We start from the raw sequence: 18,684 nt of genomic DNA, 5'->3' as shown, positions 1-18,684 counted from the left end.
GCCGCGCATTCGTGGTGTGCGGTTTACCCGATCGAGAGAATTGCTAGACCAGCACCGGCTTGCGCACGCGGCCGACGTCGCCGAAGACGCGCAAGTACCGCTCTATCTCCGAGGGCAGGCCGGTTGCCTTTTCCGGATTGTCGGAGAGCTTGACGGCCGGATGGCCGTCGACCGACGACACCTTGCAGACCAGCGAGATCGGATCGAGATTGAACGAGCCGTCCGGCGGGCAGCCGACGAAATCATTTGTGAGGTTGGTGCCCCAGCCGAACGACAGCCGCACCCGTCCGGTGAAATGGTGATAGGTCTCCTCGATCGACCCGACATCCATCGCGTCGGAGAACACGAGCAGCTTGTCCCTGGGATTGCGGCCCTTCTTCTCCCACCAGGCGATGATCTCCTCGCCGGCCTGGATTGGCGGCGCGCTGTCGGGACGGAAGCCGGTCCAGTCGGCGACCCATTCCGGCGCATCGCGCAGGAAAGCCTTGGTGCCGAAGGCATCGGGCAGTGCGATCAGGAGGTTGCCGCCATAGGTCTGCCGCCACTGGTCGAGGATGCGATAGGGCGCCCAGCGCAACTCCTCGTCGTCCTCGGCGAGCGCAGCCGCGACCATCGGCAGCTCATGGGCGTTGGTGCCGATGGCTTCGAGATCGTTATCCATCGCGAGCAGCACATTGGACGTGCCGATGAAGGAGGAGCCGAGGCCTTCCTTCACCGCCTCGACGCACCAGCGCTGCCACAGGAAGCCGTGGCGGCGGCGGGTGCCGAAGTCGGAGAGCCGCAAGTTCTCCAGCTTGCGCAGCCGCTCGACCTTGGTCCACAGCTTGGCCTTGGCGCGGGCGTAGAGAACGTCGAGCTCGAAGCGGCCGCGGCCCTTCGCCGCCGCGCGCGAGCGCAGCTCGTTCAGGATCGCGAGCGCCGGGATCTCCCACATCGAGGTGTGGGTCCACGGTCCGTGGAAGTGCAATTCGTACTGGCCTTCGACCTTGCGCAACTCGTATTCGGGAAGGCGGAATTCGGCGAGCCAGCGGATGAAATCCGCGGAGAACATGTGGGTCTTGCCGTAGAACGTGTTACCGGCCAGCCAGATCAGCTCCTTCTTGGTGAAGCGGATGGTGCGGGCGTGATCGAGCTGGGCGCGCAGCTCGCCCTCGTCGATGATCTCGGCGAGCCGCGCATGGCGCGAGCGGTTGATGACCGAGAAGGTCACCTGCTGATCCGGGTAGTCCTCCCGAATCATCTGCAACATCAATAGCTTGTAGAAGTCGGTATCAAGCAGGCTGCGGATGATGGGATCCAGCCGCCAGCTGTGATTGTAGGTCCGGCTCGCAATATCGGTCACTGTCATAGGGCAATTCTAGCGTGGTGTCCCCCGCCCAACCAGTGGGTTTGGCGAGGGGGCTGGCCTCCGCGACATTGGAGCGGGGCTCAGTCGCCGGCTGCCGTCGTCGCGACGGTCTCGAGCTGGCTTCGAATCCAGCGATGCGCCGGGTCCTTCTGGTAGCGCTGGTGCCAGACCATGAACATCGGCAGCTCGGCGAGTGTCCGTGTCCGCGAGGCCAGCGGAATTTGCACATGCGCAAAGCCACCCATCACGCCGTCCGCCAGCAGGCTCGGCATGCTCGCCAGCATCTGCGAGCCGCGCAGGAAGGACGGCACACCGGAAAAGCTCGGCACGGAGATTGCGATGTCGCGGTGGAAACCATTGCCGGCGAGGCGGCGGTCGAAGTCGAGCCGCTCGTTATCGGTGTAGACGACGGTGATATGGCGCGCCGCGAGATAGGCGCTGCGGCCGGCGGGCGCCGCGCGCGCCTTGGGATCGTAGTAACAGACGTAGTGATCGCTGAGCAGTCGCTTCTGCACGATGTCGACGCCGGACGGCGGCAGCGGCGTGATCAGGAGATCGCAGCGGTTTTCGCGCAGCATCGCGGGCGAGGGGGATTGCGAGGGGATGACGCGCAGGTTCAGGCTCTTCACCTGGCCCGCGACATGATCGAAGAAGCGCGGCAGCAGCAGATCGCGCTGGAAGTCGTTGGCGGCGATCGTCAGCGAAAGCTGCGCCCGCGCTGGATCGAAGCTGATGCCGCCGGCAAAGCTCCGCATCTCGTCGATCAGCGCGCGCGCTTTCGCCGCGAGGGCCTGAGCGTGCGCGGTGGCGACGATGCCGCGGCCGGACTTGGCGAACAGCGGATCGCCGGCGATCCGCCGCAGCTTGTTCAATCCGTGGCTGACCGCGGACTGCGTCAGGCCGAGCCGCGTTGCCGCCGCTGTCACCGAACCTTCCTCCAGCACTGCCAGGAACAGTTCGAGGGCGTGGCCGTCGAGGGCCAAATGATCGATTTCTTTCATGTAATTCATTATAATCGATCTATTTATCTTGAGAATAGGTGGCGGCATTATCGTTCAATAAGCCGCGCACCCGGACCCCGGGACGCCCAAGGGAGAGACAACGCCGATGAATGCCCAGGCGACAGCCTTGCAGGATCCCCGCCTCAACCGCCCCGAGCCGTTCACGCCGCCGCTCGGCGACGGCGGCTTCTTCCAGCGCGACCGCTCCATCCATCCGCCGGCCCATGCCCCCGGCTACAAATCCTCGGTGCTGCGCTCGCCGCGCCAGTCGCTGCTGTCGCTGGAGAACTCGGTCTCGGAGATCACCGGGCCGGTGTTCGGCCACAACGATCTCGGCCCGCTCGACAACGACCTGATCCGCAACTACGCCAAGGACGGCGACCCCGTCGGCGAACGCATCATCGTCCACGGCCGCGTGATGGACGAGACCGGCCGCGGTGTTCCGAACACGCTGGTCGAGTTCTGGCAGGCCAATGCCGGCGGCCGCTACCGGCACAAGAAGGACACGTACCTCGCGCCGATCGATCCCAATTTCGGCGGCTGCGGCCGCGCGCTGACCGACGACACCGGCTACTACTATTTCCGCACCGTGAAGCCGGGCCCTTATCCCTGGCGCAACTACGTCAACAGCTGGCGTCCCGCCCACATCCACTTCTCGGTGTTCGGCTCGGGCTTTGCGCAGCGCCTGATCACTCAGATGTATTTCGAGGGCGATCCCCTGATCCCGGTCTGCCCGATCCTGACGACGATTCCGGACAAGGACGCGCTCGACCGCCTGGTCGCGCCGCTCGACCTCAACGCCTCGACGCCGTTCGACTCGCTCGCCTACCGCTTCGACATCGTCCTGCGCGGCCAGCGCTCCACCTATTTCGAAAATCGCACCGCGGGGAACTAAGTCCATGCCGCAGCCGCTCAACTACCTCAAGGAAACCGCCTCGCAGACGGCCGGACCCTACGTCCATATCGGCCTGATCCCGGCCATGGCCGGCTTCGACATCTTCGAGAAGAACTTCTCCAACGTGCTGGTGACGCCGAACACCAAGGGCGAGCGCATCACGCTGGAAGGCAGGGTGCTCGACGGCAGCGGTACGCCGCTGCGCGACGTGTTGCTGGAGATCTGGCAGGCCAATGCGGCCGGCCGCTACAACCATCCCGCCGACCGATCGGCCGGCGCGGTGGAGGAGGAGTTTCGTGGTTGGGGCCGCGCCGGCTCCGACTTCGAGAGCGGCCTCGTCACCTTCGAGACCATCAAGCCGGGCGCGATCACGGACAAGACGGGGCGCAAATGCGCGCCGCACGTCAATGTCTGGATCGTCGCGCGCGGCATCAATATCGGCCTCAACACGCGGCTCTATTTCTCGGACGAAGAGGCCGCCAATGCCGCCGATCCCGTGCTCAACCTGATCGAGCAGCCGGTCCGCCGCAAGACGCTGATCGCAACACGCAGCGAGCGCGCCGGCAAGGTCGTGTATTCCTTCACGATCAATCTGCAGGGGCCGGAGGAGACGGTGTTCTTCGACGTGTGAGTATCCGGCGGTCGCCCCGCAGGGTCACTCGACCCGGTCGTCGCGCTTGATCGTTCCGCGCGCGAGGAACTGCGGTGGCTGCCGCACCTCGCGCGATGCCGGCCGGTCGACCGGATCACGTCCCACTTTTGGTTTCAGTTCGATCAAATCGATGAAGACGTCCGCCTGCCGGCGCAGGTCGTCGGCGATCATGGGAGGCTGTGTGGAGAGTGTGGAGACGACCGTCACGCGGACACCGTGGCGTTGCAGGGTTTCCACCAGCGGACGGAAATCCCCATCGCCCGAGAACAGCACGATCTGATCGACATGTTCGGCAAGCTCCATCGCATTCACGGCGAGATCGACATCCATGCTGCCCTTCACCTTGCGGCGGCCGGTGGTGGTGTCGACGAACTCCTTGGTGAGCTTGGTGACGACCGTGTATCCGTTGTAGTCGAGCCAATCGATCAACGGACGAATTGACGAGAACTCCTGATCCTCGATGACGGTCGTGTAGTAGAAGGCGCGCAACAGCGTACCCCGGCTTTGAAATTCGCTGAGCAGACGCCTGTAATCGATGTCGAAGCCGAGCGCCTTGGAGGTGGCGTAGAGATTGGAGCCATCGATAAAGAGTGCGATCTTCCCAATTGAAGACATTCTGCACAAATCTCCAGTTCCGCGCGAAACCAGCCTGTTCAGCCGCCAGGGCGCGGTGTGTCGGCGGGAAAATACCGGCGGCGCCGATGGCTTGCTGAAAAAGCGACGCAGGCGACTGGAGGAAGGGGGTCGCCTTGCGCCGAGGTCGGGGGAGTTCCATGCCACCTGCGCCAGCGCGCCGAATGCAGCCACGCTAAGGCGTGCGCATTTTCTGCTCAATTGTACGGAGGTAAAGGGTCTCTATCCAAAGGATAGGACCCCATATACGAAGGTAAGTGGGTCGCGCCGGCAACGTCCGATGGTCACCCTTCGCTGTCATGCAGCTGCGCGCGAAAGGCGCGCGGCGACAGTCCTGTGGCGGCCGCATAGACCCGGCTGAAATAGGCGGGGTCCTCGAAGCCGAGCGCGTAGGCGATCGTCGAGACCGGCAGGTTGGTGTAGACGAGGTTGCGTCGCGCCTCGCGGATCAGCCGGTTGAGGATCAGGTGCGAGGCGGTGTCGCCCGTTGCCGCCCGCGTCACGCGATTGAGATGGGTCGGCGTGATCGACAGCGCGCCCGCGTAGTCGGCCACGCTCCAGCGCTCCAGATGGTGCTGTTCGAGCAGCGCCTCAAAGCGGCGGAACAGGCCGCTTTCCGCCGTGCCGTTGCCGCCGCTCCCGCTGGTGAGCGCGCGCGCGACGAGACCGATCATGGCTGCGGACAACGCGCGCAGCACGTGGGCGCGGCCGAAGTCGCGCGCGGCGTGCTCGGCGAAGATCTGCTTCATGGTGGCCCGGATCTGCGGCGTGCCGCGCACCACGGCCGACTGCGATAGCGCGCCGCGCAGGCCTTCGGCCGCGAGCAGCGCCTCGTCCAGGATCTCGGCGGCGATGGTCAAGACCCAGCCCTGGGTATCCGGCTCGAAGCGGAAGCCGTGGACGTGTCCGACCGGCACGTTGACGATCTGCATCGGCTTCAAGGGCACCACGCGCCCGTCGAGCGTCGCCTCGCCGCCGCCGCGCTCGATCAGCAGCACCTGGTGCAGCCGGGCATGGCGATGCACCGCCAGGGTCCAATCATGCAGCACCGAGCGGGACGCGATCGTTTCGCAATGCACGACGTCGGGCAGATCGCCGGATTCGCCGAACAGATTGTAGACCCGGATCGCCGGGGCGGGGGCCGCGCTTCTCATGTTCGAATAGTACAAGATAATGGCGAAACCCTCCATCGGGTTGAGGCGTCAAATCTGCAAAAAAGTGCCGACGGGAGGACGCAAAAATGAAAGTTCAGGTCTGTATCATTGGCGGTGGGCCGTCCGGGCTGCTGCTGTCCCAGCTCCTGCATCTCAAGGGCATCGACACGATCGTGCTGGAGAAATACAGCCGCGATCATGTGCTCGCCCGCATCCGCGCCGGCGTGCTCGAGCACGGTTTTGCAAAGCTGATGCGCGAGGCGCAATGCGGCGAGCGGATGGACCGCGAGGGCGAGATCCACAACGGGTTCGAGATCGCCCATGACGGCATGCTGTCCCATATCGACCTGCACAAGCATTCCGGCGGCAATTCGGTGCTGGTCTACGGCCAGACCGAGCTCACGCGCGATCTCTACGAGGCGCGCGACCGCTTTGGCGGCAAGGTCGTGCACAATGCCGAGGACGTGACGCCGCACGAGCTGACCTCGGACCGGCCCTACGTGACCTACCGATCGAACGGCGAGACCGTCCGCGTCGATTGCGACTACGTCGTCGGTGCCGACGGCTTTCACGGTGTCAGCCGCAAGTCGATCCCGAAGGATGTCCTGCGCGAATACGAGAAGGTTTATCCGTTCGGCTGGCTCGGGGTGCTGTCGCGCACGAAGCCCGTGTCGCCCGAGCTGATCTATGTGAAGCACGAGCGCGGCTTTGCGCTCTGCTCCCTGCGCTCGCAGGTATTGAGCCGGTACTACATCCAGGTGCCGCTGACCGACAAGGTGGAGGACTGGAGCGACGATGCGTTCTGGGCCGAGCTGAAGCGCCGCCTGCCGGACGACGTCGCAGGTCGCCTGATCACGGGGCCGTCGATCGAGAAGAGCATCGCGCCATTGCGCAGCTTCGTCGCCGAACCGATGAGCTATGGCCGCCTGTTCCTCGCCGGAGATGCCGCCCACATCGTGCCGCCGACCGGCGCACGTGGACTGAACAGCGCCGCCTCGGACATCTATTACCTCTACCACGCCATGCTCGCGCACTATCAGCGCGGTGACGATTCCGGGCTCAAGGGCTACTCCGCCAAGGCACTGGCGCGGATCTGGAAGGCGCAGCGCTTCTCCTGGTGGATGACGATGATGCTGCATCGTTTCCCCGACCGGATCGAATATGAGGATCGGCTGCAACAGACGGAGCTGGACTATCTGCTCTCGTCGGAGACGGCGCAGCGGTTGCTTGCGGAGAATTATGTGGGCCTGCCGTTTTAGGGCATGATCTCGCCGCGCGCGATGCTGCCTTCCCTTCTCCCCTTGTGGGAGAAGGTGGCGCGAAGCGCCGGATGAGGGGTCTCTCTCCACGAGCATCACTGCAAGACAGTCGCGCGCGGAGAGAGACCCCTCACCCGTCTCGCCGCTACGCGGCGAGCCACCCTCTCCCACAAGGGGAGAGGGGAAGTCGGAGCCCTTGGCTGGCTACACTACTTTCCTTCCAGCGTATTGACCGGCGTCCAGTCCGGCGGCGGCGGATTCTCCGTTAGCACTTTTGCGCGTTTTGCGAACAGCGCCGACGCCGGATCGTTCTCCGCCGTGTGCCCAAACGCATCAGTCGCCTTCGCAAAATCCCTTGCCCGCCAGCAGGCCAGTCCCTCAGCATACGCCGCCGCGACCTTCGCCTGCTCCGCGCTCTCCGCGCCCCTCTCCGCCAGCGGCTCGAACACCCTGATCGCCTCGCCGCGCCCCATCACCCTGATTGCGTCCAGCTCGCGCCAGGCGAAGGTGTCGCCGGTCTGCGCGACCGTTGCTTCCGATGCCATGATCGCGGTGCCGTAATATTTGTTGGCGCCTTCGAGCCGCGAGGCGACGTTCACGGTGTCGCTCATCACCGTGTAATTGAAACGGCGGCGGGAGCCGATATTGCCGACTACGGCTTCGCCGCTGTTGAGCCCGATGCGGTGCGACAGGCCGTGACCGGCGAAGGCGGGATTGCCGGCATTGAGCTCCGCCAGCTTCTCATGACATTTCAGCGCCGCGCGGACGGCGTTGCGCGCATGGGCGGGATCGTTGGCGGGTGCGCCGAACATGGCGACGATGGAATCGCCGATATATTTGTCGACGTAGCCGCCATGGCCCTCGATGATGTCGGTCATGGCGGAGAGATATTCGTTCATCAGCGTGACCAGCTCGCCCGGCGTCATGGTCTCCGCGATCGAGGAGAAACCGCTGAGGTCGGAGAAGAACATGGTGACGTTGCGCATCTCGCCGCCGAGCGCCGGCATCTTGCCGGAGGCCACCATGGTCTCGATCACCTCGGGCGCGAGATAGAGGGCAAAACTCTTGCGCAGGAAACGCTCGTCGCGATCGGCCAGCACGAAGCGATAGCCGATCATCATGGCGAGCGCTGCGAGACCGGCGAGCACGGGTTCGGTCAGGGGAAGCGCGATGGCATGCGCAAATGTGCTGACGGCGACAATGGCGTAGGCGATGGTGAGCGAAAGCCAGGTGATCGCTGCACCCGTCGGAGCAAGCAGACAGGCGGCACCAGCAACGATAGCGGCGAACAGAATTGTGAGGATCGGTCGCCACGGAGAGGCGAGCTCGGTGACGGCATCATGCTCGAGCAGATTCCGCACGACTGTGGCGTGGACGAAGACGCCGGCGACCGCGCTGCGGGCTTGTTGCGCGGTGCTCGCAGGCGCGGAGAGGGCGCATCGTGGCCCGGGTGTTCCATCATGCCCGGCAGCCAGGCGCATTGAGGTGAGCTTGCGATCGTCGAAGGTTAGGATGCTGCCGAGCAGCACGATCTTGCCGTCGAAGGCGCGGCGGAAGAAGTCGGTGTCTCCCTTCTCGACACAGGCACGCAAATCCGCGAAGGAATAGGTAGGGACGTCGCGGCCCATGCCGCGGAAATTGAGCGTGAGCGTGTTGGGGGCCGCGCTCGGGATCGCGTAGCCGAATAAGTTCGTCACGCCAGCCGGTCCGGTCTCGGGCTTGGCGCCGAGTGCGCGCGCGGCGAGTTCGACGGCCATTGCAGGTACCGGTTGGCCCTCGACGGAAAAGCTCAACGGCATCCGCCGAATCACGTCGTCACTGTCGGTGTGGACGTTGAGGGCTCGGATATTGGATTTCACTGCCACTTGCTGCGCGCGATCGGGCCTGTCCGGATGGTCGTTGCTCAGAATTTCGCCGAGCACGAGCTTGCCGCTGTCGGAGAGCTGCCTGAGCGCAATCAGATAGTCCCGGTCAAATCCCCTTACACGGCTGCCGAACGACGCATCGCCAAAGGGAATCTCCGACTGCTCGATCGAGCTCTTGAAGATGACGTCGAACCCGATCACCTTGGCGCCGCCGTCACTGATGCTCCTGAGCACGCGGCCGATCTCGCGCGTCCAGGTCTGCGTCGGCGATCCCTTGAAGGGCGGGGTGTCGTAGGTCTCCCCGTCGATCGCCACCACGACGACCGGCGACGTCGCGGGATCACGGCGATCGCCAATGATCTTGCCGCGCAGCGCCGTGAGGATGTCGAGGGAGAGACCTTGCAGGGTCTGAAGCGGTGGTGACGTGAAGACCGCGCCCGCAAGGAGCGCGATCAGTAGTGCCGCAACGATGTCCCGCCTGCCGATCCGCCGCATCGCGTCGTCGCGGAGCCGCCTATTCGAGCCGCAGCAGGCGGCCGACGATGGGCGTCGGCGACGACGTGGCGCTGGCGTCGACCTGGAAGGCGTAGCGCTTGGCGCCGAGAATGGCGAGATAGCTGCCGCCCGGGGTCAGCGACTTCCCGGCCTTGGCGAAGTCATAGAACTTGCCGCCGATCATGACCTCGTTCTTCAGCGGCACGGTGATCGTGGGTTCCTTGCCGTCGGTGCGCTCGATTACGAGCGTGCTTCCGATCTTGGCCTGCACCAGCGGGGCTGTGCCGTAGAGCGTCGGCAGCTTGGCCGGGGCGGCCTTGCCATCCGAGCGCATCGTGCGGAAGGTGGTCGCGGCGCTCTGGTTGGCCTCGCGCTCGGACAGCTTTGCCGCATTGGTGTCGCAGGGCACCTTTTCCCGCTTGACCTCGCCGAGCTGCACGGTGCTCTGCTCGGCGCCGACCAGCACGACGCCTTCGCTGATGGTCTCGCGCTGGCAGGACTTGAGGTAGCTGAGGGTGATGCTCGCCTTGGGCCCGAGCTTGATGATCTTGCCCGGCGCCACATAGTCCATGAACGCGATGCCGTCGACCTTGCCCTGGACATCCTCGACGATCGCAGCCGGGGTCTCCGCCAAGGCGGGGGCCGCAACACAGAACGCGCCGATAGCGGCGCCGATCAGGCTTCTCATGGGAATTCTCATCCAATTCGACCGATGTATTGCCGGTCTCCGTCCTGGCCCGATGCTTAGCAGCGGCGCGCCCAGGCAAGTGTGACCAGAATCACTCTTTATTCTTGGTGCCACTTTAGCAGGAACAGGTTCAACCCGGCGACCGGAGAAAACAGAGCCGCGACAAGCTGTTGGCCGAATGGATAATGTCAGGTGGCCGACGCGGCCCCGGGTGATCGGTCCCCGGCCGAACGGCATTCCACCGCACTCTCTATATAGGGAGCGAGCGTGGCCTCGGTCTTCTGAAACGGCGTCGCCTGCTGCCCGGCAGCGATGGCCACGACCTCCTCCCAGCGCGACAGAAACGCCTCGACGCAGGTGGGATCGAATTGCCGTTCCGCGTTCTCGATCAGGTAATTGCGCGCCATCTCGAGCGGCATCGGCTCTTTGTACGGTCGCCGCGTCGTCAGCGCGTCGAACACGTCGGCGACCGCGACCACGCGCGCGGCAACCGGGATCTCGTCCGCCTTGAGGCCGTTGGGATAGCCCGCGCCGTCCCAGCGTTCGTGATGGCCAGCGGCAATTTGCGCGCCGAGCTGGATCAGTTCGCAGCTGGAGTCCGCCAGGATCCGTTCGCCGATTCTGGCATGGGTGCGGATCACCGCCATCTCCTCGTCGGTCAGCTTGCCGGGCTTGAGCAGGATGTTGTCGGGAATGGCGACCTTGCCGACGTCGTGCAGAGGCGCGGCGAGATAGATGTCGCGGCAGAGCCGGGCCGAGAGGCCGAGCTGCTCGGCGATGATGCGGCTGTAGCGGGCGACCCGCAGCGTATGCTCGCCGGTGTCGTTGTCGCGGTATTCGACCGCGAGCGCGAGCCGCAGGATGATCTCCTCCTCGCGTTCGCCGAGCTTTCGTGTCGCGGCCGCGACTTCGCTGGCCAGATGCGCGGCGCGATCGTTGAGCTTGCGCACGGCTGCACCAGGTTGAATCAAATTCCGCAGGCGCACTGTCATCTCGACGCTCTGCGGCGCCTTAGGCAGGAAATCGGTTGCACCCGCCTGCAGCGCTTCCATCTTCACGTCGTCGGTCTGCCGGGACGTGATCATCGCGATCGGGATGTCGGCGCACCCGGGAAGAGCGCGGAGCGTGCGGATGAAGCTGATGCCGTCCATGTGCGGCATCTCGTAATCGACCAGCACGAGGTCGAAGGCGCGCTCGCGCGCGCACGCCAGCGCTTCCAAGGGATCGAGGAAAGTGGTGGCCTCGACCAGACCTTCGGCCTCGATGTGCCGTTTCAGGAAGTTGAGGACGGAGCGGCTGTCGTCAACCAGAAGCGCTTGGGTCAGCATCGGCGGCCGGACTTGTTCGGATGGCGAGGCGTGACCTCAACAACTAGCCTTTGCGATTTAACGCGAAGCAAACGTTTCACCGGCGGCAAGCTGCCTCCTGACTGCGCGCGGCGCATGAGATTTGAGCGAGCCATGCACGCCTGCGTGCACGCGCGAAGTTCTTCGAATTGTGACCCGTAGTTGTACGGAGGTATCCATTAGGGGTTTGCACACTCTCCATACCGAATAGTCGGCGCGCGGGATTCGCGCCATGCGTGCAGTGAGTCCCCGGAAATTTTGGGGGACGAATGTCGTCTGATGTCACTGAGCCGAAGTGGTCCCTACGGCTGCCTGCAGACTGCAGTATCGCTGCGATCCGCAGTGTCTATGACCTGATCCGCGAGGCTTTCGGCCGGCAGGACCGGATTGAGATCGATTGTTCCAGCGTCGACAAGGCTGACGTGACCTCGATCCAGCTTCTGCTCTCGACCGCCAAGACGGGCGAGGCCCAGGGCCGCCCGGTGGTGCTCACCTCATTCTCCCAGTCTCTGCGCAACACCCTTCGCCGCGCCGGCTTCGCCAGTGATGCGATGATCGATCAGCATTTCCCGCAAAAGAAAGATGGCACCTAATGGCCACGATTCTCACGGTCGACGATTCTCCCAGTATCCGGCAGATGATCAAGGTCGTGCTCGAGCCGGCCGGTCACAACGTGATCGAGGCCGGTGACGGCGCGCAAGGGCTCGCCAAGGCCCAGGCCGGCAAGCTCGACCTCGTCATCACCGACCTCAACATGCCCGTTATGAACGGGCTGGAGCTGATCCGGGCGCTGCGCAAGCTGCCAAGCGCGGTCGGTATGCCCATCGTGTTCCTGACCACCGAATCCAACGATGCGGTGAAGCAGGAAGCCAAGAGCGCCGGCGCTACCGGCTGGATCACGAAGCCATTCAAGCCGGAGCAGTTGCTCGCCGTCGTCGGCAAGCTGGTGCGCGCATGAGCGCGATGGACCCGACCGAGGTCTTCCGCCAGGAAGCCAGCGAGCTGTTCGAGGTCCTGGAAGGGGCCCTGCTCGATCTCGGCCAGCGTCCCGACGACCGCGAGCTGGTCGATTCCGCCTTCCGCGCCCTGCATACGATCAAGGGTTCGGGCGCCATGTTCGGCTTCGACAAGGTCGCCTCCTTCACCCACGAATTCGAGACCGCCTTCGATCGCGTCCGCAAGGGCGAGATCAAGCCGACGCAGGAGCTGATCTCGGTCGCGCTCGCCGCCAAGGATTACATCCGCGCGCTAATCGAGGATCCCCAGTCGACCGACGACATCATCGGCGAAGCCATCCTCGACGACCTCAGGCGTTTCGTGTCGGCGGACCAGCCCGCAGCTCCAGTCGCCGCGATCGTGGAAGCGCCGCCGCTGGCGCCAGCCGAGAGCAAGCAGGCCGGCTGGCACCTTTATCTGGAATTCGAATCGCACATCCTGCGCAACGGCTCCAATCCGCTCGATCTGCTGGAAGATCTCTGCAAGCTCGGCCCCTGCTTCGTCGTGCCGGTCACTGACGGCATTCCGTTCCTCGACGAGATGGAACCGGAAGACTGCTACCTGAAGTGGGACGTCAAGCTGCACGCGGCCTGCGACAAGGACGCGATCGACGACGTCTTCATGTTCGTCTCGGACGAGATGAAGCTGACGCTCGCGCCGCTCGCGCGGGTCGAAGCGCCTGCCCCGGCGCCGCTGTTCCAGCTGCTCGACGAGGAGCCGGTGCCTGCGGCCGAGCCGGTGGTGGAGGCTGTTGTCGCGCCGGTCGCCGAGCAGCCTGTCGCGAAGGCGGAGCTGAAATCCGAAGCCAAGCCGGAGCCGAAGGCCGAGACCAAGCGCGAAGAGCGCGGCATCGCCACCGTTCGCGTCCAGGCCGAGCGCCTCGACGAACTGATGGACCGGGTCGGCGAGCTTGTCATTGCCCAGGCGCGGCTCAGCCAACTCGCCGCCTCCGGCTCCGATCTCTCGATCAAGATGATCGCCGAGGAGATCGAGCGCCTCGCGTCCTCTTTGCGCGACACCACGATGGGTGCCCGCATGGTGCCGATCGGCTCGCTGTTCGGTCGCTTCCGCCGCCTGGTGCACGATCTGTCGCGCGATCTGTCGAAGCCGGTCGAATTCGTCACCTCGGGTGAGGATACCGAGCTCGACAAGACCATGATCGAGTGCCTGGCGGATCCCTTGGTCCATCTGATCCGCAACGCCATCGACCACGGCATCGAGGACACCGCAACGCGCGCTGCCAACGGCAAGACCGAGCAGGGCCGGATCGAGCTGGCCGCCGTTCACTCCGGGGCGCAGGTGCTCGTCACCGTGAAGGACAATGGCGGTGGCCTCAACACCGCGCGCATTCGTGCCAAGGCGGAAGAGCAGGGGCTGATCGCGGCCGGCGCCGTGCTCACCGACCACGAAATCCACCAGTTCCTGTTCCACCCGGGCTTCTCGACCGCGCAGACCATCTCGGCGCTGTCGGGCCGGGGCGTCGGCATGGACGTGGTCAAGCGCACCATCGAGAACATGCGTGGCTCGATCGACCTGTCGACTAGGCCGGGCCAGGGCACCACGGTGACGCTGCGTCTGCCGCTGACGCTTGCGATCATCGAAGGCCTCCTGATCCGCGTCGGCGAAGGCCGGTACATCATCCCGCTGTCAGCGGTGGAGGAATGCGTCGAGCTGACGGCCGAGGACGAGCGCTCGCGCGGCCGCAACTTCCTCAACGTACGCGGCAACCTCGTGCCGTTCCTGCGCCTGCGCGAGCTTCTGACGGCCTCCGGTTCGCCCGACAAGCACCAGAAGACGATCATCATCTCGACCGGCGAGACCCGCGTCGGCCTCGTCGCCGACCAGATCATCGGCAACCACCAGACCGTGATCAAGTCGCTCTCCAAACTGCATTCCGACGTCACGATCTTCTCCGGCGCGACGATTCTCGGTGACGGCACGGCGGCGCTGATCCTCGACGTCGCCCAGCTCGTCACGCTGGCGCAGTCGAAGGTCGAGAAGCAGCATATCAGCGAGGCGGCGTGATGAACGATAGCTTGGTCGCAGAGCATCAGACAGGCGCGATGCAGGTCGTGATGATCGGCCTCGGCGAGGAGAAGTTCGCGCTCGACGCCGGCCTCGTGCGCGAGATCATCGATCCCGTGCCGGTGACCAAGGTCGCCGGCGCGCGGGCTTTCGTTCCCAGCGTGATCAACGTGCGCGGCAACGTCATTCCGCTCGCGGATTTGCGCATCCGCTTCGGTATGCCGCAGCTCGACAACTCGGCCGATACGCGCGTCGTCGTCATCGAGCTCAATCTCGACGGCGAGCCGGTGCTGGTCGGAGTGACCGCGGACAAGGTCTACGAGGTCACGGAGATATCGCGGACCGACGTTCAGCAGACGCCGCGCGTCGGCATGCACTGGAAGCCGGAGTTCATTCGCTTCATCGCTAAATGGCGCGAAGAGTTCGTCATCGTTCCCAACATGGAACGCATCCTGAATTGAAACGAGGTCTCGGGCGAGACTGGGGTAGGGGCTGAAGATGAGATTTACGGTCAAAGCGAAGCTGGCCAGCGCATTCGGCCTGGTCATCGTCCTGTCCATGGTCGCAGGCGGCGTCGCTTACATGAAGCTCGGCGACATGATGGCGACGGCCGACAGCATGGTCCTGCGCGCCAAGCGCATGGAAAAGGCCACCCAGATCGAGAAGGATATCCTGCTTCAGCTCCGGGCAGAGAAGAATGCCATTCTGGCGAGCGAAGCCGATGCTGAACAGTTCGCCGCCGACGCTGCCAAGCGTCGGGAGCAGGCGATGAAGACCCGGGATGAAGTCTACGCGCTGGCGAGCGAAGCCGGCAGGAAGCTGCTCGACGCCTTCGCCGGCACCTACGCCAAGATGAATGCCTACCAGGAAGAGACGATCCGGTTGGCAAAGACCGACAAGGCAAAAGCAACCGAACGCTCGATGAACGACGGTCGCAAGGTCGTTGCCGACGCCCTGGAGTCGATGAGCGCCTACGTCGAGAACACCAAGAAGCAGATGACCGAGCAGGCCATCCAGTCGAAGGAGGAGGGGCATCAGGCACAGTTCATGCTGATGACGCTGCTCGGCGTCTCCCTGATGGTTGCGATCGCCGCGGCCTTGTGGATCTCGATTTCGATCAGCCGCTCGCTCGGCCGCGCGGTCGGCCTCGCCGGTGCGGTAGCTGCCGGTGACCTCAATCGAACCATTCCTTCCGCCAGCAACGATGAGATCGGCGATCTCACCAAATCGCTGAACACGATGGTCGAAAGGCTTCGCCAGGTCGTCGAGGAAGCCCTGACCGCGGCGCAAAATGTCTCCGCCGGCAGCCAGGAGCTGTCCGCCAGCGCCGAGCAGCTCTCGCAGGGCGCGACCGAGCAGGCCTCGTCGGCCGAGGAAGCCTCCTCCTCGATGGAGGAGATGGCTTCGAACGTGAAGCAGAACGCGGACAACGCCAACCAGACCGAGAAGATCGCGGCACAGTCGGCCAGGGACGCCGAGGCCAGCGGCGTCGCCGTCGGCCGCGCCGTCGAGGCGATGCAGACCATCGCCGAGAAGATCACCATCGTGCAGGAAATCGCCCGCCAGACCGACCTGCTCGCGCTCAACGCGGCGGTCGAGGCCGCGCGCGCCGGCGAGCACGGCAAGGGATTTGCGGTGGTTGCTTCCGAAGTGCGCAAGCTCGCCGAGCGCAGCCAGGCCGCCGCTGCCGACATCGGCACGCTGTCGACGGAAAGCGTGAAGGTCGCGCAGGAAGCAGGCCACATGCTGTCTAAGCTCGTGCCCGACATCAAGAAGACCGCCGCACTGGTCCAGGAAATTACCGCGGCCTGCCGCGAGCAGGACGTCGGTTCGGCGCAGATCAACCAGGCGATCCAGCAGCTCGACAAGGTCGGCCAGCAGAACGCCAGCGCGTCCGAGCAGGTGTCCTCGACCTCGGAGGAGCTCGCTTCGCAGGCCGAGCAGCTTCAGTCGACCATCTCGTTCTTCCGGATCGAGCATGCCGGACGCAGCGAGAGCGCCGCATCCGCGCCGATCGATCGCGCCGTCACCCAGCTTCGCGCCAAGGCGGCGCACATGGCGGCAGCAGATCGCGGCGCAAAGAAACCCGTGCCCGTCCGCAAGCCGGCACGTGCGATGAAGGTCGCCGGGGGCGGCGGCTTCGCGTTCGACATGCATGACGGCGAAGACGACCGCGACGCCGAATTCCAACGCTGATCAACCGGTCCGGCTCACGCCGGACCGTGCCCGTTTTTAGAACCTTCGGACCCCTGGACTGCATCATGGCCGCAACCTCGCAATATCTGACGCTCGGGCTCGCCGGCGAGACGTTCGGCATCAGCATCCGCAACGTCCGCGAAATCCTGGACATGCGGCCGATCTCGCGGCTGCCGCACGCGCCGAATTTCCTGCTCGGTATGATCGACGTGCGCGGCAGCGGCTATCCGATCGTCGACCTCCGGACCAAGCTCGGTCTGCCCAGCGTCGCGGCGACCGAGGCGACCCGCATCATCATCCTCGACGTGCCGATGAAGGACCGCCTGGTCGGTGTCGGCTTCGTCGCCGACTGCGTGTTCGAGGTTACCGACATTGACGAGCAGGCGATCGAGCCGATCCCCGAGGTCGGTGGGACGTGGCAGTCCGACTACGCCGCCGGCATCGGTCGCAAGGGCGAAAAGTTCGTCGTCATCTTCGACCTCGCCAAGCTGATGGCGAATGACAGGATTCCGGAAGGACGCGATGCGGCCGCGGATGCATCCCGTGCCGCCTGAGTTTGCAAAAGTATGCGTGGTTGAGCGTGCGCACACCAACCCCAATTCGAACCAAATGAGACTGACATGAGATTCACTGTCAAAGCCAAGCTTGCGAGCGCCTTCGGCGTCGTCATCCTGCTTTCCATGATCGCCGGTGGTGTCGCCTATCTCAAATTGAATGAGATGGTAGGTACGACCGAACACCTGTCCGCACGGGCTGGTCGGTTGGCGAAGGTGGCAGAGCTTCAGGAAAGTGTCCTGCTTCAGGTCCGCGCCGAAAAGAACGCCATTCTGGCGCCTGATGCCGACCAGGACAAGTTCATCGGCCAGATCGCTCAATTGCGGGAACGCGCGATGAGGACCAAGGACGAGGCCTACAAGGGCGCGAGCGAGAACGGCAAGAAGATGATCGATGTGTTCGCGGCCGCCTACTCCAGTTGGAGCGTGGTGCAGGATCAAACGCTCAAGCTGGCGAAGCAGGACAAGGCCAAGGCCGCCGAGCGCTCGATGATCGATGGCGTGAAGGCCTCGACACCGGCACTCGAAGCGGCGAGCGAATACATCAACTATGTCAAGAAGCAGATGGCCGAAGAGAGCGAGGCCGCCAGGATCGAGGGAAACCGCGCGGTGATCGTGCTGATGAGCCTGGTGCTCGCATCCCTGCTGATTGCCGTCGCTGCCGCCACCTGGATTGCGCTGAACATCAGTCGCGCGCTGTCGCGCGCCGTTGACCTCGCCGATGCCGTCGCTATTGGCGACCTCAGTCGGAAGATCGACGTCGTGAGCAACGACGAGCTCGGCGACCTCATCAAGTCGCTGAATGCGATGACGGTGAACCTGAATGCCACCGCAGCGGTCGCCAACGAGATCGCGCAGGGCAATCTGACGGTCGAAGCCAAGCCGCTGTCGGACAAGGACACGCTGGGCCTCGCGCTCGAGCGCATGGTTGAGAAGCTCCGCCAGATCGTGTCGGAAGCGCTGACCGCAGCGCAGAACGTCTCGGCCGGCAGCCAAGAGCTCTCCGCCAGCGCCGAGCAGCTCTCGCAAGGCGCGACCGAGCAGGCCTCGTCCGCCGAGGAGGCCTCGTCCTCGATGGAGGAGATGGCCTCCAACGTGAAGCAGAACGCCGACAACGCCAACCAGACCGAGAAGATCGCCGCACAGTCCGCGAAGGACGCCGAGGCCAGCGGCGCAGCCGTCGGACGCGCCGTGAATGCGATGCAGACCATCGCCGAGAAGATCACGATCGTGCAGGAGATCGCGCGCCAGACCGATTTGCTCGCGCTCAACGCGGCAGTCGAGGCCGCGCGCGCCGGCGAGCACGGCAAGGGCTTTGCGGTCGTCGCGTCCGAAGTGCGCAAGCTGGCCGAGCGCAGCCAGGCGGCTGCGGCCGAGATCGGCACGCTCTCAGCCGACACCGTCAAGGTGGCGCAGGAGGCCGGCGCCATGCTCGCCAAGCTCGTTCCTGACATCAAGAAGACCGCGGAGCTGGTCGAGGAAATCACGGCGGCCTGCCGCGAGCAGGACGTCGGTTCGGCGCAGATCAACCAGGCGATCCAGCAGCTCGACAAGGTCGGCCAGCAGAACGCCAGCGC

General features: G+C 64.6%; 17 protein-coding genes. 10 read left to right on the top strand and 7 right to left on the bottom strand.

What is annotated here, in order from left to right; genetic code table 11:
* Positions 1-43: 43 nt before the first annotated feature.
* Together pncB and JQ635_RS27005 are read right to left on the bottom strand one after the other, a co-directional pair.
* The gene (gene pncB / locus JQ635_RS27010; RefSeq protein WP_211412821.1) at positions 44-1,348 is read right to left on the bottom strand and encodes a nicotinate phosphoribosyltransferase; all 1,305 of its coding nucleotides are present in this window, start codon (positions 1,346-1,348) and stop codon (positions 44-46) included.
* An 80-nt stretch (positions 1,349-1,428) separates the two neighbouring features.
* Positions 1,429-2,358: a LysR family transcriptional regulator gene (locus JQ635_RS27005; protein WP_211412820.1), complete on the bottom strand. Its 930-nt coding sequence runs from the start codon at positions 2,356-2,358 to the stop codon at positions 1,429-1,431.
* A gap of 97 nt (positions 2,359-2,455) precedes the next feature.
* Here JQ635_RS27005 and pcaH point away from each other — a divergent pair, with 97 nt between their 5' ends.
* Both pcaH and pcaG read left to right on the top strand, forming a co-directional pair.
* Positions 2,456-3,244, top strand: coding sequence for a protocatechuate 3,4-dioxygenase subunit beta (gene pcaH / locus JQ635_RS27000; protein ID WP_211412819.1), 789 nt, complete (start codon positions 2,456-2,458; stop codon positions 3,242-3,244).
* 4 nt (positions 3,245-3,248) lie between these two features.
* Positions 3,249-3,875, top strand: a complete 627-nt coding sequence (pcaG, locus tag JQ635_RS26995; protein ID WP_211412818.1) for a protocatechuate 3,4-dioxygenase subunit alpha — start codon at positions 3,249-3,251, stop codon at positions 3,873-3,875.
* A 24-nt stretch (positions 3,876-3,899) separates the two neighbouring features.
* Here pcaG and JQ635_RS26990 read toward each other — a convergent pair whose 3' ends face one another.
* Complete coding sequence (locus JQ635_RS26990; protein ID WP_211412944.1) at positions 3,900-4,511, bottom strand: NYN domain-containing protein; 612 nt, start codon at positions 4,509-4,511, stop codon at positions 3,900-3,902.
* Positions 4,512-4,813: 302 nt separating this feature from the next.
* Positions 4,814-5,719: a helix-turn-helix domain-containing protein gene (locus JQ635_RS26985; protein WP_211412817.1), complete on the bottom strand. Its 906-nt coding sequence runs from the start codon at positions 5,717-5,719 to the stop codon at positions 4,814-4,816.
* Between the two features lie 50 nt (positions 5,720-5,769).
* Here JQ635_RS26985 and pobA point away from each other — a divergent pair, with 50 nt between their 5' ends.
* Positions 5,770-6,942: a 4-hydroxybenzoate 3-monooxygenase gene (pobA, locus tag JQ635_RS26980; protein ID WP_211412816.1), complete on the top strand. Its 1,173-nt coding sequence runs from the start codon at positions 5,770-5,772 to the stop codon at positions 6,940-6,942.
* Positions 6,943-7,151: 209 nt separating this feature from the next.
* Here pobA and JQ635_RS26975 read toward each other — a convergent pair whose 3' ends face one another.
* From JQ635_RS26975 to JQ635_RS26965, 3 genes are all read right to left on the bottom strand, one after another.
* Complete coding sequence (locus JQ635_RS26975) at positions 7,152-9,302, bottom strand: adenylate/guanylate cyclase domain-containing protein (RefSeq protein WP_211412815.1); 2,151 nt, start codon at positions 9,300-9,302, stop codon at positions 7,152-7,154.
* Positions 9,303-9,321: 19 nt separating this feature from the next.
* Entirely contained in the window at positions 9,322-9,990 is a 669-nt protein-coding gene (locus tag JQ635_RS26970) for a hypothetical protein (RefSeq protein WP_211412814.1), read from the bottom strand.
* Positions 9,991-10,178: 188 nt separating this feature from the next.
* The gene (locus tag JQ635_RS26965; protein ID WP_211412813.1) at positions 10,179-11,318 is read right to left on the bottom strand and encodes an HD-GYP domain-containing protein; all 1,140 of its coding nucleotides are present in this window, start codon (positions 11,316-11,318) and stop codon (positions 10,179-10,181) included.
* 287 nt (positions 11,319-11,605) lie between these two features.
* Here JQ635_RS26965 and JQ635_RS26960 point away from each other — a divergent pair, with 287 nt between their 5' ends.
* The 7 genes from JQ635_RS26960 to JQ635_RS26930 all read left to right on the top strand — a co-directional run.
* Complete coding sequence (locus JQ635_RS26960) at positions 11,606-11,929, top strand: STAS domain-containing protein (protein ID WP_211412812.1); 324 nt, start codon at positions 11,606-11,608, stop codon at positions 11,927-11,929.
* Positions 11,929-12,294 (top strand): response regulator, encoded by a 366-nt coding sequence (locus JQ635_RS26955; protein WP_027562191.1) that lies wholly within the window; start codon positions 11,929-11,931, stop codon positions 12,292-12,294. Before JQ635_RS26960 ends, JQ635_RS26955 begins: the two co-directional genes overlap by 1 nt.
* Complete coding sequence (locus tag JQ635_RS26950; protein WP_211412811.1) at positions 12,291-14,357, top strand: chemotaxis protein CheA; 2,067 nt, start codon at positions 12,291-12,293, stop codon at positions 14,355-14,357. The genes JQ635_RS26955 and JQ635_RS26950 overlap by 4 nt, the downstream gene beginning before the upstream one ends.
* Complete coding sequence (locus JQ635_RS26945) at positions 14,357-14,818, top strand: chemotaxis protein CheW (protein ID WP_211412810.1); 462 nt, start codon at positions 14,357-14,359, stop codon at positions 14,816-14,818. Before JQ635_RS26950 ends, JQ635_RS26945 begins: the two co-directional genes overlap by 1 nt.
* Before the next feature lie 37 nt (positions 14,819-14,855).
* Positions 14,856-16,553, top strand: a complete 1,698-nt coding sequence (locus JQ635_RS26940) for a methyl-accepting chemotaxis protein (protein WP_211412809.1) — start codon at positions 14,856-14,858, stop codon at positions 16,551-16,553.
* 65 nt (positions 16,554-16,618) lie between these two features.
* Positions 16,619-17,107: a chemotaxis protein CheW gene (locus tag JQ635_RS26935; RefSeq protein WP_211412808.1), complete on the top strand. Its 489-nt coding sequence runs from the start codon at positions 16,619-16,621 to the stop codon at positions 17,105-17,107.
* Between the two features lie 66 nt (positions 17,108-17,173).
* Positions 17,174-18,684: methyl-accepting chemotaxis protein (locus JQ635_RS26930; RefSeq protein WP_211412807.1), on the top strand; the 1,511-nt coding region annotated here is incomplete at its 3' end.

Origin of the sequence: Bradyrhizobium iriomotense, from assembly GCF_018130765.1 — a bacterium.
GTDB classification, from domain to species: domain Bacteria; phylum Pseudomonadota; class Alphaproteobacteria; order Rhizobiales; family Xanthobacteraceae; genus Bradyrhizobium; species Bradyrhizobium iriomotense_A.
Note: the sequence above shows the minus strand (reverse complement) of the source record. Positions and strands in the feature narration are given on the sequence as shown.